The 13023-nt window shown below is 70.2% G+C and carries 9 protein-coding genes; 5 read left to right on the top strand and 4 right to left on the bottom strand.

The features are described from left to right. Window positions 1-242 precede the first annotated feature (242 nt). From DSC45_RS09235 to DSC45_RS09220, 4 genes are all read left to right on the top strand, one after another. Window positions 243-1667, top strand: coding sequence for an ABC transporter permease (locus DSC45_RS09235; protein ID WP_119288939.1), 1425 nt, complete (start codon window positions 243-245; stop codon window positions 1665-1667). A gap of 2 nt (window positions 1668-1669) precedes the next feature. Continuing rightward, window positions 1670-2407, top strand: coding sequence for an ABC transporter ATP-binding protein (locus tag DSC45_RS09230; protein WP_119288937.1), 738 nt, complete (start codon window positions 1670-1672; stop codon window positions 2405-2407). Window positions 2408-2488: 81 nt separating this feature from the next. Further along, window positions 2489-3097 (top strand): peptidoglycan DD-metalloendopeptidase family protein, encoded by a 609-nt coding sequence (locus DSC45_RS09225; RefSeq protein ID WP_240434547.1) that lies wholly within the window; start codon window positions 2489-2491, stop codon window positions 3095-3097. A 119-nt stretch (window positions 3098-3216) separates the two neighbouring features. Beyond that, window positions 3217-3774 (top strand): MarR family winged helix-turn-helix transcriptional regulator, encoded by a 558-nt coding sequence (locus DSC45_RS09220; RefSeq protein WP_119288933.1) that lies wholly within the window; start codon window positions 3217-3219, stop codon window positions 3772-3774. A gap of 87 nt (window positions 3775-3861) precedes the next feature. On the opposite strand, the gene DSC45_RS09215 is transcribed toward DSC45_RS09220, so the two are convergent. The 4 genes from DSC45_RS09215 to DSC45_RS09200 all read right to left on the bottom strand — a co-directional run bounded on the left by DSC45_RS09215 (window position 3862) and on the right by DSC45_RS09200 (window position 9080). Then, window positions 3862-5481, bottom strand: a complete 1620-nt coding sequence (locus DSC45_RS09215; RefSeq protein WP_119288932.1) for a glycerol-3-phosphate dehydrogenase/oxidase — start codon at window positions 5479-5481, stop codon at window positions 3862-3864. A 5-nt stretch (window positions 5482-5486) separates the two neighbouring features. Continuing rightward, window positions 5487-7028, bottom strand: a complete 1542-nt coding sequence (gene glpK / locus DSC45_RS09210) for a glycerol kinase GlpK (RefSeq protein ID WP_119289230.1) — start codon at window positions 7026-7028, stop codon at window positions 5487-5489. Window positions 7029-7064: 36 nt separating this feature from the next. Further along, window positions 7065-7844 (bottom strand): MIP/aquaporin family protein, encoded by a 780-nt coding sequence (locus DSC45_RS09205; RefSeq protein WP_119288930.1) that lies wholly within the window; start codon window positions 7842-7844, stop codon window positions 7065-7067. Between the two features lie 471 nt (window positions 7845-8315). Then, a complete protein-coding gene (locus DSC45_RS09200) occupies window positions 8316-9080 on the bottom strand; it encodes an IclR family transcriptional regulator (protein WP_119288928.1) in 765 nt (254 codons plus the stop codon). A 328-nt stretch (window positions 9081-9408) separates the two neighbouring features. Between DSC45_RS09200 and metH the strand changes: the two genes are divergently transcribed. Next, window positions 9409-12918, top strand: a complete 3510-nt coding sequence (metH, locus tag DSC45_RS09195; RefSeq protein WP_119288926.1) for a methionine synthase — start codon at window positions 9409-9411, stop codon at window positions 12916-12918. Window positions 12919-13023 lie beyond the last annotated feature (105 nt).

Genomic DNA, 13023 nt, shown 5'->3' with positions numbered 1-13023 from the left:
TGAGCCCGGCAGCGGTCCCTGCGGTGAGTCTCTGCAGCGTTCGTCTGCAGCGGTTCTCTGCAGAGGTTCTCTGCAGAGGTTCTCTGCAGAGGTTCTCTGCGGTGGTCCCATACCTATCAGAGCCCGTGTTTGGCGGATGTATGAGAGGCCGCGGGTGCAGGTCCGCCATCGAACGCTGCCGAAAACGCCCGCTTCCTAGCGTGAGCGCGCACCGTTCGAAGCCGACTGCGAAGAGACCTTCCATGAACCTGTTCAAACGGGCCTGGTGGCGCCTGACCGCCACGCTCGGCAAGACCCTGATGCTCACCGGCCTGTTCTTCGTCATCTGCGCCCTCGTCCTGTCCGGATTCCTCATCCGCTCGGCCGCAGACCGGGCCGCCGGGGACGCGAAGGACCAGGTAGGCGCCGTGGCCACGCTGTCGTTCGACATCAACGCACTGATGGAGTCCGGACAGGCGGAGAACGGCGGAGCGTCGGGACTCCAGATCGACCCGAGCGACCGACTCCGCAGCGGAAAGGCCGACGCCCTGGGCAAGTCCCCGGTCGTCACCCGGTTCAGCTACCAGGTGGAGTCCGCCGGACTGCCCACCGACGACCTGAAGTTGTACCGGGCGGTGCCACCACCGCCGGCCACCGACACCGAGTCGGGCGACTTCTTCAAGGTCGAGGGCGTACGCGACCTCTCGGCGATGCCCGCGTTCCGCAACGGCACCTCGGAGATCGTCGCGGGCGAGGGCATCGCCCCGGACACCGGACAAGGCGTCCTGGTCCTGGAGAAGCGCCTCGCCGAGGCGAACAGGCTCGAGGTGGGCGACAAGGTCACCATGCGCTCCTTCCCCGGCGACGCGAGCAAGGCCGAGAAGAAGGAGTTCACCGTCGGAGGCATCTACGCCGACGACACCGCATCGAGCGGCCAGTACGGCCCGGCGCTCGCCGAGCCCGGCAACCTCGTCTACGCCTCCCCGGACGCGGCCGGTTCCCTGTCGGCCGTCACCCCGACCGACGAGGGCTCGGACATCCGGGAGGCCACGTTCACCCTGCGCAGCCCGGGGGACCTGCCGAAGCTCAAGAAGCGGGCCGCCGAGCTCGGCCTCGACCCCGAGATCTATCCCCTCGCGGTCAACGACAAGCAGTACCAGCAGCTCGTCGGCCCCATTTCCAAGACCGCGGGCTTCGCCACCCTCACCGTCTGGCTGGTCTCCATCGCCGGCGTCGCCGTGCTGTCCCTGATCGTCGCGAGTTCCCTGCGCGAACGCCGTCGCGAGCTCGGCATCCTGCTCGCCATGGGGGAGCGCAAGCCGCGCCTGCTCGGCCAGCATCTGGTCGAGACCGCGGCATGCGCCGTGATCGCCGTCGGCCTCGCCGTACCCGCGAGCCAGGTCCTGGCCGAGACGGCCGGCGGCACCCTCCTCGCGGGCGAGGTCTCCGACGCCGAGGGCGACGACAGCGGGAGCCGGCAGCAGGACCGCTCCAACGTCATGGGCGCGCCCCCGGAACACGACGAGCCCGATCAGCAGCCGATCGACGAGCTGGACGTCCGGCTCACCGCGGGCGACATCGGCAAGGTCGGCACGGCAGGACTCGGCATCGCCGCCGCCGCCACGCTGATCCCCGGATACCGGGTGCTGCGCCTCGAGCCCCGCCAGATCCTCACGAAGGGCGACTGACCATGACGAGCACCGACCGGACGTCCGCCGGCCCGACGTCCACCGGCCCCTCGCATCCCGACCCGGTACCCGTGCTGCAGCTCAGCGGCGTACACAAGAGCTTTCCCGCCGGCACCCGATCCCGGCCGCGCGCCGTACTCAAGGACGTCACCCAGGACTTCGAACACGGCCGCATGTACGCGGTCGTCGGCCCCTCCGGGAGCGGCAAGACCACCCTGCTCGCCCTCACCGGCGGCCTCGACGCCCCCACCGGGGGCACCATCCGCTTCCGCGGCCGCGACCTCGAGAGCGTGGGCCTCGACACCTACCGCCGCCGGCACGCCGCCACCGTGTTCCAGTCGTACAACCTCCTCGGCTATCTGAACGCCGTACAGAACGTCACCTCGGCCATGGAGATCACCGGCGCCCGCAGAAGCGGCCGCAAGCAGCGAGCGAACGAACTCCTCGACCTGCTCGGCATCGCCGAGGAGGACCGCCACCGCAGGATCCAGCAACTCTCCGGCGGCCAGCAGCAGCGCGTCGCGATCGCCCGCGCGCTCGCCTGCGAGGTCGACCTCCTCGTCGCCGACGAGCCCACCGGAAGCCTCGACCAGGACACCGCCGACGACATCGTGGAAGTACTGCGCAGACTGGCCCACGACGACGGCAAATGCGTTGTCGTGGTGACCCACTCGGCCCGGGTCGCCGACGCCGCGGACGAGGTCCTCCACCTCAAGCGCGGCCGCCTCTCCCGGCGCTGAGTCCGCCCCGGCGATCGTGCGGTGCACCCGCGCGGCAGGCTCAGGATGCGGCGCACCCCACGTCCCGATAGGCAAGGACGTATGAACGCATGGAGCATGCCCGTGGCCGAGGCGCCGGTCACCACGGCCTACCGGAAGCCCGGGGCCTGGGCGGCCGGTTTCCACACCGGCATCGACTTCGCGGTGCCGACCGGTACGCCGGTGGTCGCCGTGGGCCCCGGTTCGGTGGTGGTCGCCGGTGACCAGGGGGCGTACGGGAACTGCGTCGTCGTCGGTATGACGGACGGCAAGTTCACCCTCTACGCCCATCTCAGCCGGATCGAGGTCGAGGTCGGTCAGCAGGTCACCGGCGGACATCGCCTCGGCCTGTCCGGAGCGACCGGCAACGTCACCGGCCCCCACCTGCACTTCGAGGCACGCACCGCCAACCACTACAACGGCCACACGGACCCCGTGGCCTACCTGGCCGCCCACGGGGTCACCAGCGCGGCCGGGACCGCGAAGTCCGGCAAGGCGCCGGCCGGGAAGCCCGCCGGCGCCTACACCGTCAAGGCCGGCGACACCCTCGGCGCCATCGCGCGGACCCAGCTCGGCAGCGCGGCCCGCCACCCGGAGATCGCCGCCCTGAACGGCATCACCGACCCCAACCTCATCAAGGTCGGCCAGAAACTCGAACTTCCGCCCCGGTAAGGCGATCGCCCCGCCCCGAGAGGCCGGTACGCCCTCGGCCCGGATCACCTCAGGGGTAGAATTCTCAGGGGTGTGAGAACGAGGGGCCGAGGTGCGCGGCCGGGACGAAGGGGCGGGACATGACGGGGCGCAGGACTTCCGGCAGCAAGGACGCCGTCGAGGCGGTCATCGAGGACTGGGCCAGGGAACGGCCCGAACTCGACACCAGCCCGCTCGAGGTGCTGGCCCGCCTGCACCGCTCCTTCCTGCGCTACAACACCCGGCTGACCGCGTCGATCGAGCGGCACGGCCTGTCCGTCGCCGGGTTCGACGTGCTGACCGCGTTGCGCAGGGCGGGCGCCCCGTACCGCCTGACCGCCGGTCAGCTCGCCGACCAGGGGCTCGTCTCCTCGGCAGGTGTCACGCTGCGTATCGACCGACTGGAGAAGGACGGTCTGATCGTCCGCGAACGCGACGCGGACGACCGCCGCGTCGTCTATTCGCGGCTCACCGACCAGGGCCTCGACACGGTCGACCGGGTCTTCTCCGAGCATCTCGACAACGAACGCCGGATGCTCGCCGACCTCTCTCCGGCCGAACGCCGCCAGCTCGCCCGCCTGTTGCGCAAGCTGGAGTCCTCGATACTCGCCGCCGACGCGGCGGACGAACAGGACGCGGCCGACGAGAAGTCGGCCTGACGCCTGCCCGGCCCTGCCACACACGCGCCTGCGGGGCGACCCGTCAACTGGGCCGCCCCGCAGGCGCGTTGTGATCCTGCCCGATCCCTATTCGGTGCCGAGCACCTTCTCCACCTGGCCACGGATCTCGTCCGTCGCCAGCCCGCGGATCGTCAGTGTGGTGCGGCGCCGCAGGACGTCGTCCGCAGTCTCGGCCCACTCGTGGTCACGGGCGTACGCCACCTGCGCCCAGATCTCCGGGGCGTCGGGGTGGATGCGCTCGGCGAGCGCCGGGTCCTCGTTGGCGAGCCGGGCGATGTCGAAGGACAGCGAGCCGTAGTGCGTGGCCAGGTGCCGCGCCGTCTCCGGCGACATCCGCGTCCCGGGGGTCGCGTCGCCGTCCACCAGGAGCCGGTGCGCGACCGCGTTCGGGTTCGCGATGCCCGGCAGCGGCAGACGCTTGGGCAGCTCCGAGATCGGCTGCATGTCCTCGCCGAGCGGGTGCCCGGGCAGCTGCGACAGCTTGTTCATGACCGTACGGCCGATGTGCCGGAACGTCGTCCACTTGCCGCCGGCGACCGACAGCATTCCGCCGCGGCCCTCGGTCACGACCGTCTCCCGCTTCGCCTTCGACGTGTCGCCGGGGCCGCCGGGCAGCACCCGCAGACCGGCGAAGGCGTACGTGATCAGGTCCGGTGACAGCTGCTGGTCCCGCACCGAGAACGCGGCCTCGTCCAGGATCTGCTTGGTGTCCTGCTCGGTCACCGAGACGTCCGCCGGATCGCCCTCGTACACCTCGTCGGTGGTGCCGAGCAGCAGCATGTCCTCCCACGGCAGGGCGAACGTGATCCGGTACTTGTCGATCGGGGTGGCGAGCGCGGCCTTCCACGGCGAGGTGCGCTTGAGGACCAGGTGCGCGCCCTTGGAGAGGCGGATGGACGGAGCCGAGTTGGCGTCCTCCATCGTGCGCAGCCTGTCGACCCAGGGGCCGGTCGCGTTGAGTACGAGACGGGCGTCCACGCCGAACTCGGTGCCGTCGGTACGGTCCTTGAGATCCGCACCGGTGACCCGCCCGCCGGTGAAGCGCAGCCCGGTGACCTCCGCGTGGTTGAGCACCGCGGCACCCGCGGCGACCGCCGCGCGGACCGTCATCAGGGCCATCCGGGAGTCGTTCATCTGGTCGTCGCCGTACACGGCCACGGCCTTCAGGTTGTCGGTGCGCAGCTCGGGCACGTCCTGCGCGGCGCGCGACGGGCTCAGCAGATGCCCGACACCGTCACCGAACGCGGACAGCGCCGAGTACGCGAACACGCCCGCGCCGAGCTTCGCGGCGCCGTGCGGCCCGCCCTTGTACACCGGCAGGTAGAAGGTCAGGGGATTGGCGAGGTGCGGAGCCACCTGACGGGAGACCGCACGCCGCTCGAAGTGGTTCTCCGCGACCAGCTTGACCGCACCGGTCTGCAGGTAACGCAGGCCGCCGTGCAGCAGTTTGGAGGACGCGGAGGACGTGGCGCCGGCGAAGTCGCCGGCGTCCACCAGAGCCACCCGCAGCCCGGCCTGTGCGGCATGCCAGGCGGTGGAGATGCCCAGGATGCCGCCGCCGATCACCAGGAGGTCGTAGGTAGCCCTCGACAGTTGTTCCCGGGTCTCGGCCCGGCTCGGATTCGAGCCGTCGGCCGGGTGCAGCCCAAGAGCCGGGAAAGCGGGGCTGCTCTGCAGGGTGGTCATGAGTCTTACTCCTCGTCCTCGATCCAGCCCATGGTCCGCTCGACGGCCTTGAGCCAGTTCTTGTACTCGTGGTCCCGCTGGTCCGCTTCCATGCGGGGGGTCCACTCGGCGGCCCTGCGCCAATTGGCGCGCAGGGTCTCGGTGTCGGGCCAGAAACCGACGGCCAGGCCGGCGGCGTAGGCCGCGCCGAGGCAGGTCGTCTCGGCGACCATCGGGCGCACCACGGGTGCGTTCAGGAAGTCCGAGAGGGTCTGCATCAGCAGGTTGTTGGAGGTCATGCCGCCGTCGACCTTGAGGGTCGTGAGCTCGACGCCGGAGTCCTTCGTCATGGCGTCGGCGATCTCACGGGTCTGCCAGGCGGTCGCCTCGAGCACGGCGCGCGCGATGTGCGCCTTGGTGACGTACCGGGTGAGGCCGGCGATCACACCGCGGGCGTCGGAGCGCCAGTACGGGGCGAACAGGCCGGAGAACGCCGGTACGAAGTACGCGCCGCCGTTGTCGTCGACCGAGGACGCCAGGGTCTCGATCTCGGCGGCGGAGTTGATCAGGCCCATCTGGTCGCGCATCCACTGCACCAGGGAGCCCGTGACGGCGATCGAGCCCTCGAGCGCGTACACCGGCTTCTGGTCACCGATGCGGTAACCGACCGTGGTGATCAGGCCGTTGTAGGAGTTGACGGGGGTCTCACCGGTGTTCAGCAGCATGAACGTGCCGGTGCCGTACGTCGACTTGGCCTCGCCCTCGGCGAAACAGGTCTGGCCGAACAGCGCGGCCTGCTGGTCACCGAGCGCGGAGGCGACCGGGACGCCGTCCAGGACGCCGCCCTTGGCGCTGCCGTACACCTCGGCGGAGGAACGGATCTCCGGGAGCACCGCGGCCGGGATGCCGATGGACGCGAGGATCTTGTCGTCCCACTGCATGCTGTGGAGGTTCATCAGCATGGTGCGCGAGGCGTTGGTGACGTCCGTGACGTGCTGGCCGCCGTTGGTGCCACCGGTCAGGTTCCAGATGACCCAGGAGTCCATGGTGCCGAACAGGATGTCGCCGCGCTCGGCGCGCTCGCGCAGCCCCTCGACGTTGTCGAGCAGCCAGCGGACCTTGGGCCCCGCGAAGTAGGACGCGAGCGGCAGGCCGGTCTCGCGGCGGAAGCGGTCCTGGCCGACGTTGCGGCCGAGCTCCTTGCACAGGGCGTCGGTGCGGGTGTCCTGCCAGACGATCGCGTTGTGCACCGGCTCGCCGGTGTTCTTGTCCCAGAGCAGGGTGGTCTCACGCTGGTTGGTGATGCCGATCGCCTTGACGTCGGCGGAGGTGATGCCGGCCTTGGCGACAGCGCCTGCCACCACGCTCTCGACGTTGGCCCAGATCTCCTTGGCGTCGTGCTCGACCCAGCCGGGCTTCGGGAAGATCTGCTCGTGCTCGCGCTGGTCGACGGCGACGATCCGGCCGTCCGTGTCGAAGACGATGCAGCGGCTCGAGGTGGTGCCCTGGTCGATCGCCGCGATGAACGGCCCGGCGCCGTGCGAGTGGGCGGTGTGTGCGTCGGTCACTGTGTGCTCCATGAGGTCTCGTGCGGTACGGCGTGCTCAGGCGAACGCGATGTTGTAGACACCACCGGCGATGACGCCACCGATCAGCGGTCCGGCGACCGGGATCCAGGCGTACGTCCAGTCCGAGCTGCCCTTGTTCGGCAGCGGCAGCAGGGAGTGCACGATGCGTGGGCCGAGGTCACGGACCGGGTTGATGGCGTATCCCGTCGGGCCACCGAGCGAGAGGCCGATGCCGACGACGACGAGCGCCGTGATGAGTGCGCCGAGCGCGCCGAGGCCGTTGCCCTCGTCGTTCAGGCCCTGCGTGAGGATCGCGATGACCAGGACGAACGTGGCGATGATCTCGGTGGCCATGTTCTGCCAGACGTTCCGGATCTCGGGCGCCGTGGAGAAGACACCCAGGACCGGGCCGGGCTCGTCGGAGACCGGCTTCCGGTCGGCGTCGGGCCGGCCGACGATCTCCGGGTCGGTCAGGTGCGCCTGGAACTGGCCGTAGTAGGCGATCCAGACGAGCACGGCACCGATCATCGCGCCGAGCAGTTCACCCGCCAGGTAGACCGGCACGTCGCTCCACTTGGTGCCGCCCTCGACCGCGAGACCGAAGGTCACCGCGGGGTTGAGGTGCGCGCCGGAGACACCGCCGGCGAGGTAGGCGCCGGTCAGGACCGCGAAGCCCCAGCCGAACGCGATGGCGACCCAGCCGGCCTCGTAGGCCTTGGAGCGCTTGAAAGTGACAGCGGCGCAGACGCCACCGCCGAGCAGGATGAGTAGGGCGGTACCGATGGTCTCGCCGATGAAGATGTCGGAGCTGGACACCCGCGACTCCTTTGTCCTTCGTCCAGGTGGATACCGAGAACGCGACACCACGGGTCCCGCCGGTGGTCCGCGCCCTCAGGTGAGGGCGTTGCTCGATCCGCCTTGCCACACACTACCCCGTATTGCCGGTAGGTGTTCGACAATGCCGACCGATGAACGGCAGTTTTGCCCTCGTGTTAACTGCCCGTCAAGGGCTGGGGGAGGCGAATCACGATCGTTACCGCTGGGGCGCTGCGGGTACGGGATCGGCGCCCGGCAGGACGTGCCGGGCGGGCTGGGGCGACGGGCCGGTAGTAGGTGCCGGAAACGTTTCGCGCGAGGGTTCGACGGTACGCGGCGGGCGCCCTTCGCGCGAGAGGGAGACACCGGGAAGGCGGCAGGCACGGGGGAGGCGTGCGCCGGTCCAGGGCTCACGGCCGGGGTTCGGTGCCGTCGGCGGTCGGGGTCGCGCGGGAGGCCGGGAGCCCCGGCTCAGAAGCGTCCGGCGCCCAGATCCCGGGACACGGCACGGGCGCAGTCCCGTACCGCCGCGATCAGCTCCGCGCGCAGCTCGCCGTCACCGCACACGCGCTCCACCGCGCCGGTCACGCCGACCGCGCCCACCGGCATCCGGCGCCGGTCGTGGATCGGGGCCGCGACCGAGGCCACGCCGGTCCAGGTCTCCTCGACGTCGGCCGCCCAGCCGCGCGCCCGGGTCACGTCGAGGACCCCTTCGAAGTCCTCGATGCCGGTGACCGTGCGCCCGGTGAACCCCTTGCGGTCCGACTCCACGACCTCGCTGTGCGCCACCGGGTCGTACGCGGAGAGGACCTTGCCGAGCGCGGTCGAATGCAGCGGGTGCATCGCCCCGACCTCGAGCACCTGGCGGCTGTCGTCCGGCCGGAACACGTGGTGCACGATCAGGACGCCCTGCTGGTGCAGCACTCCGAGGTAGACGCTCTCGCCGCTGGAGCGCGCCAGGTCGTCCGTCCAGACCAGAGCGCGGGCGCGCAGCTCGTGCACGTCCAGATAGCTGTTGCCCAGGCGCAGGAGCTCCGCGCCGAGCTGGTAGCGGCCGGAGGAGGGGTCCTGCTCCACGAAGCCCTCCTGCTGGAGCGTGCGCAGGATGCCGTGGGCGGTGCCTTTGGCCAGGTCGAGTGACGAGGCGATGTCGGAGAGGCCGAGCCGTCGCTCGCCGCCGGCCAGCAGGCGCAGCATCGCCGCAGCGCGTTCGAGCGACTGGATGTTCTTGGCCACCGCGTCCGCTCCTCCGCGTCCGATCCCAGGTTCCCCGTACGGCAGACTCCGGAGACCGTACGGTACGGCGTCGGCAGCCGTTCGACAATGCTGAACACTATCGGTCCATGTCGACCTTGTCCTAATGGCCGCGCACGCGGTTCAGCTCCGATCCGCGCCGATCCATCCCGTCCGGATCTCCCCGGCAGACCACCGCATCCACGGCAGCATCATGGTCCGCTCGATGGACGCCCCATACGGCGGGGGCCCTGTCCCGGCTAGGCTGGCCCGGTGCGCCCTCGACTGGGGGTGCAAAGCCGACAGCCGTCGCACTCCAGGGAGCTCTTCCATGGCCTCGTTGCCGACCGCAGCATCCGCCAGCCCGTCCCGCGCCGACGCCCTGCGTCACGCACTCGCCACCCGGGTGGTGGTCGCGGACGGAGCGATGGGCACCATGCTGCAGGCCCAGGACCCCAGCCTCGAGGACTTCCAGAACCTCGAAGGCTGCAACGAGATTCTGAACATCACCCGCCCCGACATCGTCCGATCCGTCCACGAGGCCTACTTCGCCGTGGGCGTCGACTGCGTCGAGACGAACACCTTCGGCGCCAACTTCGCCGCCCTCGGCGAGTACGACATCCCCGAGCGCGTCTTCGAACTCTCCGAGTCCGGCGTCCGTATCGCCCGTGAGGTCGCCGACGAGTTCACCGAATCCACCGGCCAGCAGCGCTGGGTCCTCGGCTCCATGGGCCCCGGCACCAAGCTGCCCACCCTCGGCCACGCCCCGTACGTCAAGCTGCGCGACGCCTACCAGCAGAACGCCGAAGGCATGATCGCCGGCGGCGCCGACGCCCTCCTGGTGGAGACCACCCAGGACCTGCTGCAGACCAAGGCCTCCATCCTCGGCGCCCGCCGTGCCCTGGACGCCACCGGCGCGAACTTGCCGATCATCTGTTCCGTCACCGTCGAGACCACCGGCACCATGCTCCTCGGCTCCGAGATCGGCGCCGCGCTCACCGCACTCGAGCCGCTCGGCATCGACATGATCGGCCTCAACTGCGCCACCGGGCCGGCCGAGATGAGCGAGCACCTTCGCTACCTCGCCCGCCACTCGCGCGTACCGCTGTCCTGCATGCCGAACGCGGGCCTGCCCGTACTCGGCAAGGACGGCGCCCACTACCCGCTGACCGCCGGCGAACTCGCCGACGCGCAGGAGACGTTCGTCGGCGAGTACGGCCTCTCCCTGGTCGGCGGCTGCTGCGGCACCACCCCGGAACACCTGCGCCAGGTCGTCGAGCGGGTGCGCGACCTCCAGCCCACCAGCCGCGAACCCCGGCCCGAGCCCGGCGCCGCCTCCCTGTACCAGACGGTGCCCTTCCGGCAGGACACCTCGTACCTGGCGATCGGCGAGCGCACCAACGCCAACGGCTCGAAGAAGTTCCGCGAGGCCATGCTGGAGGCGCGCTGGGACGACTGCGTCGAGATGGCCCGCGACCAGATCCGCGAAGGCGCCCACATGCTCGACCTGTGTGTCGACTACGTCGGCCGGGACGGCGTCGCCGACATGGCCGAGCTGGCCGGCCGCTTCGCCACCGCCTCCACCCTGCCCCTCGTCCTCGACTCCACCGAAGTGCCCGTCATCCAGGCCGGGTTGGAGAAGCTCGGCGGCCGCGCCGTCATCAACTCCGTCAACTACGAGGACGGCGACGGCCCCGAATCCCGCTTCGCCAAGGTCACCGCACTGGCCAAGGAGCACGGCGCCGCCCTCATCGCGCTGACCATCGACGAGGAGGGCCAGGCCCGCAGCGTCGAGCACAAGGTCGCCATCGCCGAGCGGCTCATCGACGACCTCACCGGCAACTGGGGCATCCACGAGTCCGACATCCTCATCGACACCCTGACCTTCACCATCTGCACCGGTCAGGAGGAGTCCCGCAAGGACGGCATCGCCACCATCGGGGCGATCCGCGAACTCAAGCGCCGCCACCCCGACGTACAGACCACGCTCGGCCTGTCCAACATCTCCTTCGGCCTCAACCCGGCCGCCCGCATCCTGCTCAACTCCGTCTTCCTCGACGAATGCACCAAGGCAGGACTCGACTCGGCGATCGTGCACGCCTCGAAGATCCTGCCGATCGCCCGCTTCGACGACGAGCAGGTCACCACCGCACTCGACCTGATCTACGACCGCCGCGCCGAGGGCTACGACCCGCTGCAGAAACTGATGGCGCTCTTCGAGGGCGCCACCGCCAAGTCCCTCAAGGCCGGCAAGGCCGAGGAACTGGCCGCACTCCCGCTGGAGGAGCGCCTGCGCAGCCGCATCATCGACGGCGAGAAGAACGGCCTCGAGGCCGACCTCGACGAGGCCCTCACCGAGCGCCCCGCCCTCGACATCGTCAACGACACCCTCCTCGAGGGCATGAAGGTCGTCGGTGAACTCTTCGGCTCGGGCCAGATGCAGCTGCCCTTCGTACTGCAGTCCGCCGAGGTCATGAAGACCGCCGTCGCCCACCTCGAACCGCACATGGAGAAGACGGACTCCGAGGGCAAGGGCACCATCGTCCTCGCCACCGTCCGCGGCGACGTGCACGACATCGGCAAGAACCTCGTCGACATCATCCTGTCCAACAACGGCTACAACGTCGTCAATCTGGGCATCAAGCAGCCCGTATCGGCGATCCTCGACGCCGCCGCGGAGCACCGCGCCGACGTCATCGGCATGTCGGGACTCCTGGTGAAGTCGACCGTGATCATGAAGGAGAACCTGGAGGAGCTGAACCAGCGCAAGCTGGCAGCCGACTTCCCGGTCATCCTCGGCGGCGCCGCCCTCACCCGCGCCTACGTCGAACAGGACCTCCACGAGATCTACGAGGGCGAAGTCCGCTACGCCCGCGACGCGTTCGAGGGCCTGCGCCTGATGGACGCCCTCGTCGCCGTCAAGCGCGGCGTCCCCGGCGCCACCCTCCCCGAGCTCAAGCAGCGCCGCGTCAAGGCGAGCGCCGTGCAGGTCGAGGAGCGCCCCGACGAGGGCCCGGCCCGCTCCGACGTCGCCATCGACACCCCCGTCCCCACGCCGCCGTTCTGGGGCAGCCGCGTCGTCAAGGGCATCCAGCTCAAGGAGTACGCCTCCTGGCTGGACGAGGGCGCTCTCTTCAAGGGCCAGTGGGGCCTCAAGCAGGCCCGCACCGGCGACGGCCCCAGCTACGAGGAGCTCGTCGAGACCGAGGGCCGGCCCCGCCTGCGCGGCTGGCTCGACCAGCTGCACACCAAGAACATGCTCGAAGCGGCCGTCGTCTACGGCTACTACCCCTGCGTCTCCAAGGGCGACGACCTCGTCCTCCTCGACGACCAGGGCAACGAGCGCACCCGCTTCACCTTCCCGCGCCAGCGCCGCGGCCGCCGCCTGTGCCTCGCCGACTTCTTCCGGCCCGAGGAGAGCGGCGAGACCGACGTCGTGGGGCTGCAGGTCGTCACCGTCGGCTCGAAGATCGGCGAGTCCACCGCCGAACTCTTCGCCGCCGACGCCTACCGCGACTACCTCGAGCTGCACGGACTGTCCGTCCAGCTCGCCGAGGCCCTCGCCGAGTACTGGCACGCTCGGGTGCGCAGCGAACTCGGCTACGCGGGGGACGACCCCTCGGAGATGGAGGACATGTTCGCCCTCAAGTACCGCGGCGCACGGTTCTCGCTCGGCTACGGAGCGTGCCCGAACCTCGAGGACCGGGCCAAGATCGCCGAACTGCTCGAGCCCGAGCGGATCGGCGTCGAGCTCTCCGAGGAGTTCCAGCTCCACCCCGAGCAGTCCACCGACGCCATCGTCATCCACCACCCCGAGGCGAAGTACTTCAACGCCCGCTGACAGGATCCGCCCCCCGGCGGCCCGCGCGCTCACCCGGCGGAACAATCCGGATGCGCCTCGGGCCGTGCGACGTACACTTATCGGTCCAGTGCAGGCCGGTCGCCC

Source organism: Streptomyces sp. YIM 130001 (genome assembly GCF_003574445.1).
Lineage (GTDB): Bacteria > Actinomycetota > Actinomycetes > Streptomycetales > Streptomycetaceae > Streptomyces.
This window is presented reverse-complemented; position numbering and strand designations above follow the sequence as displayed.